At 38.4% G+C, this 19,842-nt stretch carries 16 protein-coding genes; 5 read left to right on the top strand and 11 right to left on the bottom strand.

Annotated features, from left to right (window positions below; all coding sequences use genetic code 11):
• Positions 1-7 precede the first annotated feature (7 nt).
• Positions 8-808, top strand: a complete 801-nt coding sequence (locus NSQ94_RS02845; protein ID WP_327848575.1) for a sugar phosphate isomerase/epimerase family protein — start codon at positions 8-10, stop codon at positions 806-808.
• A 15-nt stretch (positions 809-823) separates the two neighbouring features.
• A complete protein-coding gene (locus NSQ94_RS02840) occupies positions 824-1,612 on the top strand; it encodes an HAD-IIA family hydrolase (protein WP_327848574.1) in 789 nt (262 codons plus the stop codon).
• Positions 1,613-1,745: 133 nt separating this feature from the next.
• On the opposite strand, the gene NSQ94_RS02835 is transcribed toward NSQ94_RS02840, so the two are convergent.
• Positions 1,746-2,546 carry a uroporphyrinogen-III synthase gene (locus NSQ94_RS02835; RefSeq protein WP_339230056.1) on the bottom strand — a complete coding sequence of 267 codons (801 nt, stop codon included), beginning with the start codon at positions 2,544-2,546 and terminating at the stop codon, positions 1,746-1,748.
• A gap of 391 nt (positions 2,547-2,937) precedes the next feature.
• On the opposite strand from NSQ94_RS02835, the gene NSQ94_RS02830 reads away from it, so the two are divergent.
• Complete coding sequence (locus NSQ94_RS02830; RefSeq protein WP_339230054.1) at positions 2,938-3,603, top strand: YiiX/YebB-like N1pC/P60 family cysteine hydrolase; 666 nt, start codon at positions 2,938-2,940, stop codon at positions 3,601-3,603.
• Between the two features lie 3 nt (positions 3,604-3,606).
• Complete coding sequence (locus tag NSQ94_RS02825) at positions 3,607-4,677, top strand: hypothetical protein (protein WP_339230052.1); 1,071 nt, start codon at positions 3,607-3,609, stop codon at positions 4,675-4,677.
• 493 nt (positions 4,678-5,170) lie between these two features.
• On the opposite strand, the gene NSQ94_RS02820 is transcribed toward NSQ94_RS02825, so the two are convergent.
• From NSQ94_RS02820 to NSQ94_RS02805, 4 genes are all read right to left on the bottom strand, one after another.
• Positions 5,171-6,127, bottom strand: a complete 957-nt coding sequence (locus NSQ94_RS02820) for a siderophore ABC transporter substrate-binding protein (protein ID WP_066249994.1) — start codon at positions 6,125-6,127, stop codon at positions 5,171-5,173.
• Between the two features lie 165 nt (positions 6,128-6,292).
• The gene (locus tag NSQ94_RS02815) at positions 6,293-7,051 is read right to left on the bottom strand and encodes an ABC transporter ATP-binding protein (protein WP_063386798.1); all 759 of its coding nucleotides are present in this window, start codon (positions 7,049-7,051) and stop codon (positions 6,293-6,295) included.
• The gene (locus NSQ94_RS02810) at positions 7,045-7,995 is read right to left on the bottom strand and encodes an iron chelate uptake ABC transporter family permease subunit (RefSeq protein WP_066249998.1); all 951 of its coding nucleotides are present in this window, start codon (positions 7,993-7,995) and stop codon (positions 7,045-7,047) included. Before NSQ94_RS02810 ends, NSQ94_RS02815 begins: the two co-directional genes overlap by 7 nt.
• Entirely contained in the window at positions 7,985-8,938 is a 954-nt protein-coding gene (locus NSQ94_RS02805) for an ABC transporter permease (protein ID WP_063386800.1), read from the bottom strand. The genes NSQ94_RS02810 and NSQ94_RS02805 overlap by 11 nt, the downstream gene beginning before the upstream one ends.
• 384 nt (positions 8,939-9,322) lie before the next feature.
• Between NSQ94_RS02805 and NSQ94_RS02800 the strand changes: the two genes are divergently transcribed.
• A complete protein-coding gene (locus tag NSQ94_RS02800) occupies positions 9,323-9,799 on the top strand; it encodes an N-acetyltransferase (protein WP_063386801.1) in 477 nt (158 codons plus the stop codon).
• A gap of 187 nt (positions 9,800-9,986) precedes the next feature.
• Here the strand turns inward: NSQ94_RS02800 and ltrA are convergent, their stop codons facing one another.
• From ltrA to NSQ94_RS02770, 6 genes are all read right to left on the bottom strand, one after another.
• Complete coding sequence (gene ltrA, locus NSQ94_RS02795; RefSeq protein WP_066251748.1) at positions 9,987-11,246, bottom strand: group II intron reverse transcriptase/maturase; 1,260 nt, start codon at positions 11,244-11,246, stop codon at positions 9,987-9,989.
• 659 nt (positions 11,247-11,905) lie between these two features.
• On the bottom strand, positions 11,906-12,760 hold the full coding sequence (locus NSQ94_RS02790; protein WP_311066527.1) for a Cof-type HAD-IIB family hydrolase: 855 nt from the start codon (positions 12,758-12,760) through the stop codon (positions 11,906-11,908).
• A gap of 39 nt (positions 12,761-12,799) precedes the next feature.
• Positions 12,800-14,662 (bottom strand): ABC transporter ATP-binding protein, encoded by a 1,863-nt coding sequence (locus NSQ94_RS02785; protein ID WP_339230049.1) that lies wholly within the window; start codon positions 14,660-14,662, stop codon positions 12,800-12,802.
• Positions 14,643-16,376: an ABC transporter ATP-binding protein gene (locus NSQ94_RS02780; RefSeq protein WP_339230047.1), complete on the bottom strand. Its 1,734-nt coding sequence runs from the start codon at positions 16,374-16,376 to the stop codon at positions 14,643-14,645. The genes NSQ94_RS02785 and NSQ94_RS02780 overlap by 20 nt, the downstream gene beginning before the upstream one ends.
• Before the next feature lie 275 nt (positions 16,377-16,651).
• Entirely contained in the window at positions 16,652-18,115 is a 1,464-nt protein-coding gene (katA, locus tag NSQ94_RS02775) for a catalase KatA (protein WP_117017086.1), read from the bottom strand.
• A gap of 451 nt (positions 18,116-18,566) precedes the next feature.
• Complete coding sequence (locus NSQ94_RS02770; RefSeq protein ID WP_063386806.1) at positions 18,567-19,769, bottom strand: MFS transporter; 1,203 nt, start codon at positions 19,767-19,769, stop codon at positions 18,567-18,569.
• Positions 19,770-19,842 lie beyond the last annotated feature (73 nt).

The following is a 19,842-nucleotide window of genomic DNA, read 5'->3' as shown; positions in this document are numbered from 1 at the left end:
GTTGTTTATGAAAAGAAAAATCTGTTATTCTGATTTGCCGCTTATATCAAAAGAACCTTTAAAAAATGTCCATGACTTAATTGAATATGGAGCTGATAAAGTTGAACTATTAATGGATGGCGAAAAATGGGATGACATAGAAAAATCATTCAAAAAATTGTCTTCCAAACTAAAAGAATTGCCCATCGGCTACACCATTCATCCGCCAGCATGGGATATTAACTTAACAAGTGAAAATAAAGCGATTCGGGAAGCTTCATTTTTTGAATACAAAAAAGCGATTGAGTTTGCCGGCATGATTCAGGCTTCGCATGTTGTGATCCATCCTGGGTTCTGTTTTTCTCCGGTTTTTGACAAACGTTTAGCAAAGCAGCGAGCTGAAGATTATATCAATCAATTATGTGAATTTGCTAAACCTTTGAACGTCAAACTGGCAATCGAAAACGTCGGATACAACGGCAGTTCGATTTTTACGCAAGATGAGTTTATAAGCTTTTTAGAAAATATTCATGACACGGCAGGATATTTACTTGATATTGGCCACGCAAATTTAAACGGTTGGGATATTCCGCAAATAATGAAACAGACAAAGGATCGGCTGATTGCCCTCCATGTTCATGATAATAACGGAACAGGAGACGATCACTTGCCAATCGGTGAAGGAACCGTCCCATGGCAAGAAATCTTTAAAACGATTCATGAACAATCAATCGATTGTCAGCTCATCCTGGAATATGCACCCGGAACACCGTTAGAAAAGTTACGCGAAGGCAAAGAAATTCTTCTAAAAGAACTTTCAACAGAATAAAGGTGGAGTATTGTATTGTTACACATTGACGATTTTGATGCATATTGTTTTGATTTAGATGGAACTATATATATTGGCAATAAACTTTTGCCTGGTGTAAAAGAAACGATCGACCGATTAAGGCGCCATAACAAAAAAATTCTTTTTATCACAAATACATCGACACAAACAAGAGAAGAATGCAGAGAGCGGCTTCATCATTTAGGAATTCAAGCGAAACTGGACGAAATCATGACAGCTTCTTATTTGTCAGCTGTATATTTTTTAGAGAAATCTCCGGACGCTTTAGTCTATATTGTAGGCGAAAAAGCGATTTCGGAAGAATTCCACAAATTTTCACTAAAAATGACCGACAATCCTATGGACGCGACCCACGTACTTGTCGGGCTTGATCGCTGCTTCACTTACGAAAAACTCAATTTGGCAATGAACGCGGTTCGTAATGGAGCCAAATTAATTGCAGCCAATCCGGATTCGCTTTGTCCAGTTCCTGAAGGGTATATTTCAGATACACTGGCAATAGCGAAAGCAATAGAAGCTGCATCAGGACGGCCGATCGATCAGGTGATCGGGAAGCCTTCCTCTTTTTACGGCAAAAAAATTCTTGAAAAATTAAACATAAACAGCAACAGGTGCTTAATCATTGGCGATCGTTTAGAAACCGATATTTTGCTTGGAAAAACAAATAATTGCCGCACATGCCTTGTATTAACAGGAGCCTCTAGAAAAGAAGATATTGAAAAAAACAAAATTTACCCGAATTATATTGCACAAAATTTACAGTATTTGTTTTTCATGAAATAAATCGATGCTTTCATACATACTGATTTTTAGGTAAAAGGTTCAAACCCAGGTGGACGTGATTCATCCTCAAAGCTGTCACGCTCCACCTGTTTTTTATACACACAATCAGCCATTAAATTTTTTGACAACAACATCATTGAAAATACTCATCCAAAGCGACAATCATCGCCCCCATCCGCTCCAGTTCTGGAGCCACGATGCGCTGCACCCCATATTCCTTCAATTCTCCAGCAGTTACTTTGCCGACGGCTGCTGCCAAAACATTTTGTTGAAATGCCTCTATAAGGTCGGATGTTGCTCCTTTTTTTTCAGCCAATTTAAAAAGCACTCTTACTTGCGGGGCAGCTGTAAACGCAACAGCATTCAGCTTATTCTCGATTATTTCATCCAGCAGCTGCTCAACGGTCTCAGGATTAGGTACAATGGAGCGGTATGGCAAAATTTCATGCAAAATCGCTCCGTGCTTTTCAAACCATTCTGAAAGCTTTGGCACCGGTTCTCCATGCAATTGTAAAAAAACATGCTTGTCTTTAAAAGAAAATCCTTCAATAGCCCGAAGCAGCCCGTCATTCGTTCCGTCATCATCGGCAGCATCCGGCTGAATGCCGATTTGTTTAAGAGCCGCTTTCGTTTTATAGCCGCGGGCAGCTATTTTTGCTTCTTTTAAAACGTTTATAAATGAATCCAAAATGCCGATCTTTTCTGCCGCTTCCAACAGAGCGTTCGTCCCTATTCCTGTCGTAAACACAGCCCAGTCAGTCCCTTTTTCAACAATGCTTCGAAGATCAGCCTCCAAATCCGAAGGAGAGCATTTTATTGTTTCTTGAATAGCTCGAATAACAGGCTCCCCTCCTTTTTTACGAATTAACGTGGAAATTTCCTCGCTCTTTCGAGAGCCTGTGATAGCGATCCGTTTCCCATGTAAATTTCCCATGCCTTTCTTCCCCCTTTTTCTCTATCATACTATAAATACTCCGTTCATCCCTTATTTTCAAATGAAAAAGTTTGAGTCAAGTATTTGTGGGCAACTTTTTTATGGAAGTAGCGTTAGAGCCGTTATGGAATTTCAATGCTTTTGTATGTTAGCGGTAGACGGGATTATAGGAAAAGCACACCTGGCTTTCTGTCTAAATAAGTGCCGGTGTTGTTTTTGGCTAACTTTATCTGCAAAAAGGATCACCATTTTCTATGTTCATCTATTATTCTATTTACCAGAAATATTTTACTAATTTACCAAATTTAAGTTGAAAAAAGTTAAGTTTAATATATAATGAAAATGAAAAGGAATTTTTTCCTAATACTTTATTAACAGAGGAGGAGAATTAATGATAAAGAAAATTGGAAAAGTATTGAGTACAGTCTTGTCCTTATGCATGTTATCGGTAATTTTGCCAGCTGTATCTCATGCAAATTCTACTTCTTCTGAGGACATAGTCCAACAACAGTTAGAAACTTTTGAAAGAGTAGAGAAAGAGATCGAATCTGACCCAGAACTAGTTCAACCTGATAAAAATTCATCATCTTATAATTTTAAAGCTAATAATTTTCAAGCGTTAGCAGCACCATCATATCCAAAAAGAAAAGGAGTTATATTAGTAACTAAAGATGGAAAATTTGGTTCTCTAGTAGGGCATGCAGGAATCATATACTCAGATACATCAACAGTTGAATCTTTCCCAAAAGAAGGAGTGAAAACATTCAAAAATAATTGGAATACAAAATATAAAACTGTTTATGCGGTAACGACAAAGGGAACAACTGTCGCTCAAGATGCAAAAGCTGCAGACAGAGCGTATTCACACAAAGGAAAACCTTATAATTGGGAATTTACGAATATCAACACTACAAAAAAATTTTATTGTTCGCAATTAGTATATGAAGCATATAAGTATACTACAAGTTTAAACTTAAATCATGGCGGAGGAATCGTATTTCCAATTGATTTAGTTAACTCTTCTCACACGTATATCATTTATACTAAAGGAGTTTAACAAATGAACCTTTTTAATACGATAACAAACAGATACAAAATGATCTTTATCTGTTTGTTATCCTCCATGATCTTTTTACAAGGATGCTTCTCAACGGAAACAAAAAACATCGAAGATTACAAATATGCAGTGATTTATACAAATATGTTTGAGAAAGCAGTTATACACCTGTACAATGAAAAAGGAAGGTTTCTTTCAAAACATAAAACGAAATACAGAGGAATGCCTCTTGGAGCTTTTATGGAAAGACCTATTCATATGAATAATAAAGTATATTACGCTAATCCACAATCTAAATACAACACCAATGAATTTATATTAGAGTTAAATAAAAGTAATTTGCAGATTAAAGAAATTCCTAACGAAGAAAAAATTGCTCCCACAGTTTGGACTGTTGATAAGGAGTTTGCTTACATGTCTGGGGGAGATCTCACTTCCTCTGATCTTGCCAAAACAAATATAGCAACAGGAAAACAGGTCGCATCCACTGAGCTCAAGGGGCAAGCCATTCATATGATTGAACATTCAGACAAATTATATGTATTAACCTTTATACACTCCAATCCAGATGATATTTACGGTATTATCAATGTAATCAATAAAAAAGATCTATCTTTAATTGAAACAATAAAAATAGACGATATGATGTATTCATCAGATATGGAGCTCGTTGACAACGATCTTTTCCTAGTAAAAACATCAGATGGAAAAGACAATCAGTCAAATGAATTAATAAAAATAAACTTGATGAACAAGAAAATTGAAAAGATTACCCTTCCGTTCAAATCCTTGAGTGATATGCATGTACACAAAGATCATATCTTTATCACACAAGGAGATATACAACGAGAACCCACGGAAAAGAAAATTGCGAAACTTCATTTAAATTCTTCTAAAATTGATGTATTTACTACAGAAATTGAAAACTATGTATCATATATTCATGAAGATCAATTTATTACATCAGACGGCACAAAGATACAAATTTATAATCTTGATAACTTCAAAAAAGAAAAAGAATTTAAGTTAGAAGGAGATGAGAGTCTATTCACTTCATTTTTCATCAATGATTAAAAGCCAATACTATGTAGCAAGGTATTGGCTTTTTGTAATGCCTTCTCACGGTGTCTAACTTGCGAGTCTCATAATCAAATGTTGACCTTGTCTATGACTTTCGGCATATGTATGTGTTTCTTGCGTCTGTTTCTTTTATCGAAAAGGTTGAGACGTTCAAGCACATACTAATCAATTCGACATGTCGGTCATACCTCCCTGGGTAAGGGTACAGTCTTTCCTTCCACCTGTCTGCTTCATTTACTCTGTACCATCTTCGACAGAAAGGACTTTGTTTCATCCAATGGCAACTAGCCTCATATGAAGTTCGTGTTTCGAGAGACACCCTAAGTTTGCTGCCCGCTTCCTTCAGATTCCACATCACCACGGACACCCTTGCGTTAAGCTAACTGCTACTTTTGCTTTCGCAGCTCTGGACTTTCTCCCTAGAGATTACACCCATGCCCGGGTGCATATGAAAAAAGAGAGCTGTTTTCAGCTCCCTTTTGAAAAATTATTGGATCGCATTATCCACTTCTTTCACCATTTCAGCAACCGAAATCAATCCGCCGCCGGATAAATACCAGTAGTTAGGATCTAAGTACACAATATTGCCGTTTTTGTAGGCATTTGTCTTTTTCACTAATTCATTTTCTACTGTTTGTTTTGCAGATGATTGGCCGCCTACAACAGCACCGCGGTCTACCACAAATAAGTAATCAGGATTTTTTTCAACGATATATTCAAATGAAATGCTTTGTCCGTGTGTAGAAACTTCAATGTTTTCATCTACAGCTTTAATTCCAAATTCATCATGGATGAGTCCAAATCTAGATTTCGGTCCATATGCGCTGACTTTCCCTTCATTGGCTAAAATAACTAATGCATTTTTTCCAGACGCTTCTGCTTTTTCTTTTAGCTTTTTAATCGATTCATCGATTGCTGCCAGTTCTTTTTCAGCTTCCTCTTCTTTACCGAAAATTTTTCCAAGTGTTTTCACATTTTCATGGAATGACTCTAAATATTTCGTTGTATCAACACCCATAAAGATGGTTGGTGCAATTTTCTCAAACTCTTCATAAACCTCTGATTGTCTTCCGGAAATAATGATCAAATCAGGCTCAATCGAACTGATTTTTTCAAAATCCGGTTCTTTTAAACCGCCGACATTTTCATATTTATCGTCACTGTATTTGTCTTTTAAATAGGATGGAAGGTTATCCTTCGGTACACCTGCCACTTCAACGCCAAGCTTATCCAATGTGTCAAGAGCACCAAAATCAAAAACGACGACTTTTTCTGGATTTTTCTTCACTTTTGTTTCGCCAAGCTGATGCTTAATCGTCAGTTCTTCTGACTCCTGTTTCGTGTCATTTTTTTCACCTTCGCCGCTAGTTGACCCGTTCGAGCCGCAAGCTGCAACAACAAAAACCATCAAAGAAGCAATGAGAAAAACTAAAAACTTTTTCATAAAAATTACCCCCTGTATATTTTTTAAATGATGTCGGCAATTCTTTAAACATCTCGCAATTGAATAAGAAAATCATTATCATTTTGAATTCTTTGTAAGGAAGAGCTGACAGCTCTTCCTTCTGCTGAGATGTTTATCAAAATGCCTCCATCCATACTACCCTTCTTAAGAAAAGTACACACATATTTTGCAATTGTTTATTTGCTGGATGTTTATATCCATATCATATACGTCTTTTAAGACAGAACGATCTATGACTTGATCAGTTGGCCCGACGTGTACGAGTTCTCCATCTTTCATTGCAACTACATAATCGGCATACACCGATGCAAAATTGATATCGTGCAGTACAATGACAATTGTTTTTCCAAGCTCATCGACAAGTTTTCTTAGCATTTTCATAATTTGCACAGAGTGCTTCATATCTAAATTGTTCAATGGCTCATCAAGCAAAATATATTCGGTATCCTGCGCGATCACCATAGCGATAAAAGCCCGCTGCTTTTGGCCTCCGCTCAACTGATCAAGAAATTTATGTTCAATCTCTTCAAGCCCCATGTAACGGATCGCTTCATCCACATGCCTTTGATCTTCTTTTGTTAATCTTCCGCTTGAATACGGAAATCTGCCGAAAGAGACAAGTTCCCTGACTGTTAAGCGAAGATTAATGTGGTTTGATTGCTTTAAGATCGAAATTTTTTTCGCCAAATCGTTGCTTTTGCATGCGCCAATTTCTTTTCCGTCAATCAATATTTCTCCTTCATCTTTTTTTATTAATCGGCTGATCATTGATAGCAGTGTGCTTTTTCCAGCTCCGTTTGGGCCGATGAAGGCTGTGATTTTTTGTTTCGGAATTTTCAGCGAGACGCCTTTTACTACAAATTTGTTTCCGTACTGTTTTGAAACATTTTTTACTTCTACCATGATCGATTCTCCTTTAATAGAAGATAAATAAAATAAACCCCTCCAACAAAATTAATGACAACACTTAACGTAGTTGAAAATGTAAACACTCTTTCGACCAATAGCTGACCGCCAACCAACGCAATGATGGAAAAAAGAACGGTCCCGATCGTTAAAACACTATGTTTATATGTGTTTAAAAATTCCCTTGCCACGTTAATCACGAGAAGGCCCAAAAACGTCATCGGACCGGTTAAAGCTGTCGAAATCGAAACGAAAACAGCCACAATGATCAAAAGCCTTTTGACAACATGATCGTAATCAATGCCGAGATTAATCGCATGCTCCCTTCCAAGTGCCAGCACATCTAAATATTTGGCATATTTCAGTGAATAAAGACCCGCCAGCAGCATAACGGCAATCGACAAGTACAGCAAATCCGTATTCACGTTATTGATGCTGGCAAACATTCTGTCCTGCACAATTAGAAATTCGTTAGGATCTATCAGCACTTGCATAAAAGAAGTCAAGCTGTTAAATAATGTTCCGAATATCAGTCCAATTAGAAGAAGAAAATAAATGTCTTGACCCTCGCCTCGAAGAAGGAATTTGTAAAAGATCAGTGCAAACAGCATCATAAAGAACAAGGAAAGCGCAAAGTTAATATTTTTATCGATCATCGCAACATGTGTTGAACCAAATAAAAAGACAAGCATGGTTTGCAAAAGCATATATAAAGAATCTAAACCTAAAATGCTCGGAGTTAAAATTCTGTTGTTTGTAATCGTTTGAAATACTAACGTTGAAAAACCAATTGCTACACTTGTAATAATAACCGCCAGCATCTTCACCGAACGGCGCGGCAATGCATAATCCCAATTTTTGCCGAGGTCGATGAACAAAAAGGTGATAATTAAAAGGACTGCGACCACTAGAAGAGATGTTATTTTCGCTCTATAACCCATATGCTTTTCTCCTCATAAGTAAGTAAACAAAAATGGCACTGCCGATAACACCGACGGTTAAGCTGATCGAGATTTCGTACGGATATATAATGATTCGCCCTAAAATATCGCAAAACATAACGAAAACAGCACCGAGCAAAGCGGTATGAATCAAATTCTTTTTCAAATGGTCTCCATTGTATATGGCGACAATATTCGGAACGACAAGACCTAGAAACGGAATGGTTCCAACCGTCAATACAACAGATGAAGTGATCAAAGCTACGATAACAAGTCCGATATTGACAACTTGTTTATAATTCAAGCCTAAATTTTTCGAAAATTCCTCTCCCATTCCAGCGACAGTGAATTGATTCGCATACAAGTATGCAATTAATACAAAAGGAATACTGACGTACAATAATTCATATTGACCTTTTAAAATTAACGAAAAATCTCCTTCCAGCCATGAGGAAACATTTTGAATCAAATTATTTTTGTATGCAAAAAAAGTAGTGATAGATCCAATGATATTGCCGAACATCAGCCCGACTAGAGGAACAAAAATAGTATCTTTATATTTAATTTTTTCTAATATTTTCATAAAGATAAATGTTCCTAAAAGTGCAAAAGCAAAAGCGACAATCATTTTTTGAATCGGACTAGCGTCTGCAAAAACCATGATCGCAACTAAAATCCCCAATCTGGCGGAATCCATTGTTCCTGCCGTAGTTGGGGAAACGAACTTGTTTCTGCTCAGCTGCTGCATAATAAGACCGGCAATGCTTATACTCGTTCCTGCAATAATAATGCTAATGACGCGCGGAATTCTGCTGATGATCAAAATTTGTATTTGTTCATCTGTCAAATTGAATATATCAGTTGGTTTAATATCGTTTACTCCGATAAAAATCGATGCAATTGAAAGGATAATGAGAGCAATGATCAAATATCGTTTTTTCATTTTTTAACTCTTTCCGTAATAAATTAATAATGAGATTCGTTATCAATTATAATAAGAATAAGACTCATTTTCAATAAATTAAGAAAAAATGTCTGAATTTGTCCACAATTTGATGGATGAAGAAGATTAAACCTCTCTTGTAAACATCTATTTTTTACCATAAATTTCATTGAATACTAGCTTCCATGTAGTAAAATCCTCTTATCAAATATTTTCTCCCGCCAAAATTTTACTTACAGAAAATGTTTAAACATTTGATGAACTTGCATAATTATAAATTGTTTGATTTTTTTATTGACAAAATAATGTTCATACCGATAATATATATGAATAAATATTTTGTTTTACTTATAATTATTCATTCGATTAAATGAGGGAGTATACATGCACATTCGAAGAGCGACTATGAGCGATACAGATGCCATCTATCAATTAATTAAACACTATGCATTGGAAGGAAAGCTGCTCAGCAGAACGTACGCATCTATTTATGAGAATTTACAAAATTTTTATGTTGCAGATGAAGGCGGAGCAGTGGCTGGCGTTGCCAGCTTGCATATTTTAGACAAAGATTTGGCTGAAATCCGCTCGCTGGCCGTTGACCCTGACCATACCGGAAAAGGCATCGGAAAAGAGCTCGTAAAACAAATCATTTATGAAACAAACAGGTTGGAAATTGAAAATTTGATTGCCTTAACGTATCAAATCGAGTTTTTTACCAAATTAGGATTCGATATCGTTGACAAGCAATCTCTCCCGCAAAAAATGTGGAAGGATTGCATCAATTGTCCGAAACTTCCATCGTGTGACGAAACAGCTATGTTAAAAAAAGTATGGCAGACAGAACTAGCGAAACAATAAAAATAATTTCATCACACTTTTTTATTGCCCGCCTCAAAGAAGCCGCACCGCCGCAGTTTTCAATAGTAAATAAAATGAAAGGAGCTATCCAGAAAGTCAAATCCCTATCGTAAATCGAGTAGGAGGGGGTGACTAACCCCCGACCTCTCACACCACCGTACGTACCGTTCGGTATACGGCGGTTCAATTAAGTATGACGTAGTGCTTGATATCTTTCGAATAGACTTCTTAACCCTCGACGCTTCCAATAGGAGTTGTCGAGGGTTTTGTGTAGAATGGGACTGCAGGCAATCCGCCAATATTTCTTGCGTGTATTACCCCATTCGAATGCTTTATGGCTTGGAACTCCTAATCCTCTGAGTTTCCGAATTCTTGTTTTCGGGGTTTTCCATTCTTTCCACAAACACATCCGAAGCCTTCGTCTAATCCATTCATCCAATTCTTTGAACTTACTTGGTGTTTCTGCCAAGGCAAAATATCCGCACCATCCCATTAAATACTTGTTCAGTTTCTCAATCCTTTTCTCCATTGGATACGGTTTCGATCTTGATGTAATTTCACGGATCTTGTTCTTCAAACGTTTCACACTTTCGTTCGCAATCCGTACCTTTGGAGTCTTATTGAGTGTGAAGCTGAAACCGAGAAACTTCCGTTTCCAAGGACGGTCTACCGCCGATTTCTCTTTATTTACCTTGAGCTTTAACTCCTTCTCTATAAAGTTCGTAATGGAGTTCATGACACGAATTCCTGCTTTCTTTGTTTTCACATAGATGTTACAGTCATCCGCATACCGAACAAACTTATGTCCACGTTTCTCAAGCTCCTTATCCAATTCATGAAGCATGATGTTTGATAAAAGTGGACTAAGCGGGCCGCCTTGAGGCGTTCCCATGTCCGTTTCCATTACCACTCCATTGATCATCACGCCTGATTGAAGATACCGGCGAATTACCTTCAGTAGAATTTGATCTTTGATCGTTTTCGCCAAGATCCCCATCAGTTTGTCGTGATTCACCTTGTCAAAGAATTTCTCTAGGTCTATATCGACTACCCAACGATATCCTTCTTTGATATAACCCTTTGCTTCCCTAACCGCATCATGTCCCCTTCTGCCTGGGCGGAAACCATAGCTATGGTTCGAGAAGGTCGGATCAAAGATTTTCGTCAAAACTTGGGCAATCGCTTGTTGGATGAAACGATCCGTCACGGTAGGGATCCCTAGAAGCCTTACTCCACCGTTCGGTTTCGGGATTTCGACCCGACGGACGGGTAAGGGCTTGTAGGTTCCTTCTCTCAACGACTGTCGAATGGAGTCCCAATTTTCGTAGAGGTGTCTTCGTAGGTCTTTTACGGACATGCCATCTACTCCGTGACTTCCTTTATTCTGTTCGACTCGTTTCAGTGCCGCCAGGAGATTTTCCCGTGACAAAATCATTTCCATCAACATTGATATCCTCTCCACGTGAACGAATTCTTCTATTTGTGCCATCTTCTGCTCCACCCTCTTGAAGTCCCCCGTGGGATTCACCACTTCCTCCTTCAAGTAAGTCCTATCGGATTGTCTGCTTCCACACAGAAGATGAACGCCTAGCGATTCGTTCTCCTTAATTGTTCAGTCCTTCCTCTTCCATCTCGAGCTTGAAAGAGTACTATGACTTCTGCTGACTTCTGACTGTTCAGCTATCTATCACTAGATAGGTTACCAAGGTTACTTGGCGTGCCAGCCAGACCTCCCCGGGTAAGAGTGTAATCTTTCCTTCCATCCATCTGCTTCATTTACTCTGTATCACCTTCGGCAGAAAGGGCTTTGTTTTGTTGTGCAAACTCACCCAGTGATACCTAGCCTCATATGAAGTTCGTGTTCCTCAAACCGGAAGTTTGCCGCTCGCTTCCTTCAGATTCCGCGTCGCCACGGACACCCTTGCGTTAAGCTAACTGCTACTTCTGCCTTCGCAGCTCGGGACTTTCACCCTATAGATTACACCCATGCCGGGCGCACACAAAAAATTATAAACGTCGATATATCAACGTTTATAAAACATTAAAGGGGGCGTCAATAAGCCGTAAAAACGACTTATTAGACACCCCTTTGCATCCATAAACCATTTACAGCACAAATTGTCGAATAGCATGGGCGACACCGTGTTCATCGTTTGTCCTCGTCACGATATCGCACATTTCTTTCACCTCAGGCTCGGCATTCCCCATTGCAACGGAAAGCCCTGCAGCTTCCAGCATTGGAACGTCATTGAAATTATCACCAATCGCAATCGTTTGTTCCAATGGGATATTGTAGTGCTTGGCAACAGCTTTTAATCCGTATCCTTTATTTCCCTTTTCATCCATTATTTCAATGTTGTAGTCACCTGATGTCGTAACCGCAATCCCAGCAATGTTTTCTAATTGTTCCATAATTTCTTTTCTAGTATGTTGATTAAATTGCAAAATAAAAAACTTCTGGACCGATAAATCACCGCGGTTTATAACATCTTGTATATGACGAAAGTATCGATTATTGTCGGTCCTTTTTGGCTGCTCGATAAACTGTTTGTACTCAGATTCAAGCAAACATTTTGCCAGCTCCGGATTCGACTGCAGAGCAGAGCGAACTTTGGCGCTCCAGTCTTCCGGCATCCAAATACCATCATTTGTATAAAGTTTATACGGCACACCATAACTCTCCAAAATTTCGGCTACTTCCAACATGTTTTGTTTGTTCATTGAAATGTATTTCGGCTTTTCTCCTTCGATTACGACAACTGTTCCATTGCTTGCTGCAAATGGACATGCAAAATCATATTCGTCCAGCAGTTCACGAATACTCTCAGGCGCCCTGCCGGAGCAAATCATGATGATGTTTCCCTCATTTTGTGCTTCCCGAATAGCTGTAAGATTTTCTTCTGATATGGATAAATTGGAAGATAGCAATGTCCCGTCTAAATCAATAGCTACTAATTTCATACTGTTTCCCCTTTTAACAAAGTAAAGTGATTATATTCATTATATATGATCCTTTATTTCTGACAACATGTCTTTCGTTTTTAATTGCGGCTTTAGCTGGTTTGTGACTAAATCAAAATAAAATCCCTCTTTTTCCAGCAATTCATCATGAGATCCTTTTTCCACAATGCGACCATCCTGGATAACAAATATTTGATCTGCTTTTTTAATCGTATTCAGCCGATGAGCGATCACAAAGCTTGTTCTCCCCTTCATCAGCCTCTCCAGCGCTTCTTGAATCTTTAATTCTGTTACAGTGTCAATGCTGCTTGTCGCTTCATCCAGCAATAAAATGGACGGATTTTTTAAAATCGCCCTCGCAATTGAAAGAAGTTGTTTTTGACCTTGACTGATGCTCGTTCCACCTTCGTTAATGATTGTATCATATTGATCAGGTAGGTTTTTAATAAATGAATGAGCATTTGCTAGCTTTGCCGCTTCCTCCACTTCCTCATCTGTTGCATCTAATCTTCCGTATCGGATATTTTCACGAATTGTCGTGTGAAACAAAAAAGGATCCTGCAATACAAACCCCATTGCCTGACGAAGTTCACTCCGTCTTAATTTGGAAATATCCTTTCCATCTATCAAAATTCTCCCTTCATTTACTTCATAAAAGCGTGCCAGTAAATTGATGATCGTTGTTTTTCCGGCGCCGGTGGCACCGACAAGGGCAACTGTTTCTCCCGGAGAAACATGAAAGCTAATATTTTTTATCGTTTGGCTCTCTTCCCCGTATGAAAAAGATACTCGATCAAACACAATGTCTCCTTTTATATTTGCGGATTGTACATATTCTCCAAAATCAGCTTCCTCTGCCTGCTCATCGAGCAAATCAAATACCCGCTCTGCACCGGCAACCGCAGATAATAATGTATTAAATTGATTGGCAAGATCATTTAAAGGCCGTGTAAACTGCCTGGCGTACTCCGCAAAAACAACAATCGTTCCGATGGTTATCCACCCTTTTAGAGCAAAGATTCCACCGAACCCTGCAATCAATGTAAAACTTAAATTGTTTAATACGTGCATAAGCTTTGGGATAAAACCGGAAATCGTCTGAGCCCAAAATGAAGATCTCCGCAGCCTTTCATTTTTTTCTAAAAACTCATGCATAACCCGGTTCTCTTGTGAAAAAGTTTTGACAATTCGCTGACCAGTGATGGTTTCTTCAATGTATCCATTCAGTTCTCCTAAACTTCGCTGCTGCTCTTTAAACAATTGTCCAGTCCGCCGGGTAATCCATTTCATACCTACAACCAATAAAGGAACAACTATTAAGGTGATGATTGTTAAAAAAGGGCTCATCCATAACATAACAGAAACAACACCAATTAATGTAAGAACACTGGATGAGATTTGAATCACTGAGCTGTTTAATGTCGAGCTGACGTTTTCAACATCATTGGTCATTCGGCTCATCAGCTCTCCCGTTTTTTTCTGATCAAAAAAAGAAATGGGAAGAAGATGAAACTGGCGAAATAGATCGGATCTTATTTTATACACAGTATTTTGCGCCACTTTGATCATCCATATGTTTTGCAGCCAAATGGAAAGGGAATGCAATGCATAGATTAAAACAAGAACGACGAAAAAAAAGAAAAAGTGATTTCCGCTTTTTTCTACAATATAAATGTCGATCCCTTTCCCTACTAAAAAAGGCCCAAGGATTGTTAAAACTGTGCTAATAAAAACCATGAGCAAAACGAAAAAAAACAAAACCTTTTGATCTGACATATATCCCCAAATTCTTTTTAATGTTCCTTTCCAGTCTTTAACTTTTGAAGAGCTTTTCTTCACTTTTGACTCATTTGTCAGCTTTAGTTTTTCATATCGGAAAGGTTCAATAAGACTTTTGAGCATGACGGATGCCATCCTTTCCATATTGTGATTCATAGATTTTTTGGTAAAGTGGAACGCTGCGTATTAATTCATCATGCCTTCCTTTCGCAAGCACCTTTCCGTTTTCTAGTAGCAAAATTTGATCAGCCGCCATCGCTGTTGCAATTTTTTGCGTAATGATCAAGGTCGTACATGGATATTTCATCAATGCTTGAAGCAGTTTTCTTTCCGTCTTTAAGTCTAAAGCACTCGTGCTGTCATCAAGCAGCAATATTTTTGGCTTTCGGACAAGCGCTCTGGCAATCGAAATTCGCTGCTTTTGCCCTCCGGAAAGATTCACGCCTTTTTGGCTGATAAGGGTATCATATCCATGAGGGAGCTTTAAAATCGTATCATGTATTTGGGCATCCTTTGCAGCAGCAATGATTTCTTCCATAGTAGCATCTTCTTTTCCCCATAAAATATTATCTTTTACCGTTCCAGTGAATAACAGCGATTCTTGCGGAACCATTCCAATTGACCTTCTTAAATGCTCAAGCTTGATCGTACGTATATCGAAACCGTCAATATAAACGACTCCTTTTTCTAAGTCATATAATCGCGGAATTAAATTGAAAAGAGTCGATTTGCCGGAGCCGGTAGCCCCCATCACCGCCATAGTTTCTCCAGCATTTACCGTAAACGATACATCATCAAGCACCTTAACGGCTGAATCCGGGTATGCAAAGGACACCGATCGAAATTCAATTTTTCCCTCTGTTATTTGATGACTTGATTCGGCAAGCTCATCAGTCAATTTTACTTCTGTTTGAAGCACCTCCGAAATCCTTAAGCTGGAGGCTTTTGCCCTTGAAAAACCAGAGACAATAAAAGACAGCATAGATAAAACAGAAATGATCCTCGTTGAATAATTGACGATCGCAACGACTTCACCTACTTTTGCCTCACTTGGTCCAGCATGAGCCGCCCATAAAATAATTAAAATGCTTACATTCATTACAAAAAGCAAGACAGGCTGCATGATTTCCATAAAGCGGAGCACGAAAATTGTTTGGTCTTTTAAATCTTTGTTCGCCTTCTGAAAGCGATTAACTTCATAGTCATTTCGCAAAAAAGCTTTGATTAAGCGCATATTCGTCAAGTTTTCCTGTATGACTTTATTCACCGTATCCAGCTTTTCTTGCACGATTCGAAACATCGATCCTGCTCTTTTCATCACCCATAAAAGAAAAAAGATCAGGCACGGAAGAATGACGATGAGAATGAAGGATAATGTAAAATTTACTGCTAGAGCCATAACCGCGCCGCCGATCACCAACAATGGAGCACGCAGCATAATCCGAAGTCCCATAAAAATTGTGTTTTGCACTTGGGAGACATCATTTGTCATCCTTGTAATGAAAGATGAATTGGAAAATTGATTATAGTTCGCAAATGAAAAGGATTGAATTTTCCCAAAAAGAACTTTTCTAATATCAAATCCAAAGCTCTGGCTGACATGCGCCGCAAAAAATGAATTAATGATGCCTGCTGCAAAGGCAAGAGCCGATACACCAACCATCACCAGCCCCCAATGGACGACAGCTGATAAATCCCTTTTCAAAATTCCATCATCTACAATTTTTGCCATAAACAAAGGCTGGACAAGCTCCACTGTCAGCTCTGTTAACATGAGAGCAAGTGCAATAACAACCGCCAGGCGGTACGGTTTTAAGAAAGACGCCACTTCTTTCATAAGCATAGCCTCCAAAAAGTATGAACGAAACTATTTATATTTTCCATCATACAACTTTATAAAAAATTTTTTAACTATTTTTACTTTTCCCTATTAAAGAAGGCAATTATATGTTTTTATGGGACGTGTGGTAATTCCAACTATTGTTTGAAAGCTGACGCATTCACAAGCAAGCAGGTTGTAATTCCAAATATTTTTTCGAAGGTGACAAAAATTAAGACGACCCCGAAAAGTTCGTTTGAACCTTCCGAGATCGTCCAGCTATGAAATATTTATTAACCTTTTTTTACTTCTTCAGGCACTTGCAAACCAAGACCTTCTGCAACGCGGGTTCCATATTCAGGATCTGCTTTGTAGAAGTGGCCGATTTGGCGGAGTTTTATTTCTTCCAGCTTAACTGGTTTCATTGAATTTACAATATTTTCAATAAGGCGTGCTCTTTCATCTTCACTCATGAGACGGTATAAGTCGCCCGCTTGAGTATAATGGTCATCATGGTCATAAGGAACGTTTTCCGCAACACCTGATACTGGGTATGATGCTTGTTTTGCTTCAGGTGTTTCTTTTGGACCGCCAAAGCTGTTTGGTTCATAATATACAGAGCCTCCGCCATTTGAGTCAAAGCGCATAAATCCATCGCGTTGATAGTTGTTCACTTCAACCCGCGGACGGTTGATTGGAAGTGAGTTATAGTTTGCCCCGATGCGGTAGCGATGTGCATCATGATATGCAAAGAGACGACCTTGCAGCATTTTGTCCGGCGACACATCGACTCCTGGAACTAGGTTTCCCGGTGAGAATGCAGCTTGCTCAACTTCTGCAAAATAGTTTTCAGGGTTTTTATTTAATACTAATTTTCCTACTTCAATTAATGGATAATCTTTGTGAGACCATACTTTTGTCACGTCAAATGGATCCCATCTGTATGTGTTGGCATCTTCAAGCGGCATGATTTGCACATAAAGCGTCCAAGAAGGATAGTCTCCGTTTTCAATCGCATTGAATAAATCCTCTGTATGATAATCCGGATTTTCTCCGGCAATTTTTACAGCTGTTTTCGTATCAAGGTTTTTTATACCTTGGTCAGTTTTGAAATGATATTTGATCCAGACGCTTTCCCCGTCTTCGTTTGTCCATTTAAATGTATGGCTTCCATAACCATTCATATGACGGTATGTTGCCGGAATTCCGCGATCTCCCATCAAATAAGTTACTTGGTGCAATGATTCAGGCGATAGAGACCAAAAATCCCATACGGCAGTAGGATTTTTCAAATGTGTTTTTGGATCGCGTTTTTGTGTGTGGATAAAATCAGGGAATTTAATCGCATCGCGAATGAAGAAAATCGGCGTGTTGTTTCCTACGATGTCATAGTTTCCTTCTTCTGTGTAAAACTTAACGGCAAAACCGCGCGGATCGCGGACCGTATCAGCGGAGCCAAGCTCACCTGCAACAGTTGAGAATCTTACAAATACTGGTGTTCGCTTGCCTACTCCGTTGAAGACTTTCGCTTTCGTATATTTTGACATATCATTTGTCACTTCAAAGTATCCGTGAGCACCGGCACCTTTTGCGTGAACAACTCGTTCAGGAACTCTTTCTCTATTAAAATGGGCTAGTTTTTCCAGAAGATGTACGTCTTGAATTAATGTCGGACCTCGATGGCCTGCTGTCATCGAATTTTGATTGTCCCCTACAGGAGCACCCCAGCTCGTCGTAAGCTTTTTATTCTCTCCCATTTACCGATCACCTCATAATTTAAAATAATATTTCTCTAATCATTACAACTATATGATAACATATTTTAATTAAAAATCAATAGTAAATTATAATAATTTTAATAAAGGAGTTTGAAACCGTTGATCTATCAATCAATGAACCTCGTTTATTATCAATTAGCCACTATTTTTTTCATGTTGTTCTGTTTATTTTCTTTAACAAGTTGTTTAAAAAATTGGCAGAAAAAAACGGCTGAGCAAATATAGCTCAGCCGCTACAAATTGAGAGGTTCTTATGGAAGCTATCGAATTGAAACTGAAAAAACAACATACATAGTTGAAAAAGACCGTTGATCTCTCCGTGCAAAAACAGTCAGCCATTTTCATTTATGGCAAGATGTCATTTCATATTCCCAAGCAATATAGGATTCAACGCTAATATGAAAAAATGTTCGTATTCCACTTTATCTCTTTACGAAGAGATTCGCTCCGCTTTCCTTTCCATGCGGGAGCTTGGAATGAATAAAGACAGAAAAGCAGCTGCAAAGGCAAGCAAGCCTGTTGCAAGAAACACTTCATAAAAACCGATGTGATCTGCAATAAAGCCCGCTAACATCGGACCAGTGAAAATGCCGATTGCATAAAATGATTGATAAAAGCCCATTGCGGTCGTCCGATATGCTTCTTGACAGCTTTGAATAACCATCGCAAGCAGCAGCGGAAAAATAAAACCAAGCCAAAACCCTATGAAAATATGCATGAAGCAAATCCATAGAATCGAATTTGACAACGGCAACAGAAGATGAAATAATCCGCTTAAAATAAATGAAAGCAAAAGCAGTTGTTTTTGCTTTCGAACAGGAAAATAGGCAAGCAGCAATGATGCAGCTGCATGCGGAATAAAAAAGGAAGTGACGACCCAAAAAAACACGGACTCACTAAATCCGATTTTCGAGACATAAACCGGTGTAAATCCAAAAATCGTCATAAACAAAATTCCGTGTCCGGCAAGCGATAAAGCTGAGATGCCCCAAAGCGGCTTGATGCCGAGAACATATTTTAATTGACTCATATATTTGAAATCAATAAGATTCACCTTATCGCCGATTTCTTTAATGCGAAATGAAAGAATAAGACCAATCAAAGCCATGACGGTCCCAATGAGAAACGGCATTTCCCAGCCGAACCACTCTACAATTTTCCCGCTGATAGCCATGCTAATAAATTGGGAAACGACCGTCATAAACTGGAGAATTCCCATCGCTTTGGAAGATTGACTTTCCGTAAAATATTGAGCGTATAATGTAGTAGCCATTACCCACATCGACGCGGTAATTCCTGAAAGAAGTCTTGCAATAAAAATCGGGATAAATGATTGAAAGAAAAGAAACAGGATTCCGCTGGCAAACGCCATAAAAAAACCAGCTATAAGCATTCCTTTTCTCATTTGCCCTAAATAATCTGATAAAACTCCAAGAGGCAAACGAATCAAAATCTGGGTGATGCCGTAACTGCCAAAAATAATGCCAACAAGTGAATAATCAAACTGCAAATGTTCTAAATAAACCCCAAAGATTGGAACATAAATATAAATGGAAAACCAAAAGCAAAAGATAACTGTTAAAAAAATAATATGATCTTTTTTCCCTGCTATATTTATTTTTTGAACGTTCATCGCCAAAACCTTTCTATATGATTAAATAGGAATTTTTTGCTCTTTCCATTTTACGATATTTTTGAAATTATAC

The sequence above is a fragment of the Aeribacillus sp. FSL K6-2833 genome, from assembly GCF_037965815.1.
GTDB lineage: Bacteria > Bacillota > Bacilli > Bacillales > Aeribacillaceae > Aeribacillus > Aeribacillus composti.
The sequence above is the reverse complement of the archived record's forward strand: the minus strand, read 5'-3'. Positions and strand labels throughout refer to the sequence as shown.

Coding starts and splice junctions, on each gene's coding strand:
- katA (WP_117017086.1), bottom strand. CDS start 18,115: ATGGGAGAGAATAAAAAGCTTACGACGAGCTGGGGTGCTCCTGTAGGG.
- NSQ94_RS02815 (WP_063386798.1), bottom strand. CDS start 7,051: ATGGTAGAAGTAAAAAATGTTTCAAAACAGTACGGAAACAAATTTGTA.
- NSQ94_RS02790 (WP_311066527.1), bottom strand. CDS start 12,760: ATGAAATTAGTAGCTATTGATTTAGACGGGACATTGCTATCTTCCAAT.
- NSQ94_RS02800 (WP_063386801.1), top strand. CDS start 9,323: ATGCACATTCGAAGAGCGACTATGAGCGATACAGATGCCATCTATCAA.
- NSQ94_RS02785 (WP_339230049.1), bottom strand. CDS start 14,662: ATGCTCAAAAGTCTTATTGAACCTTTCCGATATGAAAAACTAAAGCTG.
- ltrA (WP_066251748.1), bottom strand. CDS start 11,246: ATGTTGATGGAAATGATTTTGTCACGGGAAAATCTCCTGGCGGCACTG.
- NSQ94_RS02845 (WP_327848575.1), top strand. CDS start 8: ATGAAAAGAAAAATCTGTTATTCTGATTTGCCGCTTATATCAAAAGAA.
- NSQ94_RS02820 (WP_066249994.1), bottom strand. CDS start 6,127: ATGAAAAAGTTTTTAGTTTTTCTCATTGCTTCTTTGATGGTTTTTGTT.
- NSQ94_RS02780 (WP_339230047.1), bottom strand. CDS start 16,376: ATGAAAGAAGTGGCGTCTTTCTTAAAACCGTACCGCCTGGCGGTTGTT.
- NSQ94_RS02805 (WP_063386800.1), bottom strand. CDS start 8,938: ATGAAAAAACGATATTTGATCATTGCTCTCATTATCCTTTCAATTGCA.
- NSQ94_RS02770 (WP_063386806.1), bottom strand. CDS start 19,769: ATGAACGTTCAAAAAATAAATATAGCAGGGAAAAAAGATCATATTATT.
- NSQ94_RS02830 (WP_339230054.1), top strand. CDS start 2,938: ATGATAAAGAAAATTGGAAAAGTATTGAGTACAGTCTTGTCCTTATGC.
- NSQ94_RS02810 (WP_066249998.1), bottom strand. CDS start 7,995: ATGGGTTATAGAGCGAAAATAACATCTCTTCTAGTGGTCGCAGTCCTT.
- NSQ94_RS02825 (WP_339230052.1), top strand. CDS start 3,607: ATGAACCTTTTTAATACGATAACAAACAGATACAAAATGATCTTTATC.
- NSQ94_RS02835 (WP_339230056.1), bottom strand. CDS start 2,546: ATGGGAAATTTACATGGGAAACGGATCGCTATCACAGGCTCTCGAAAG.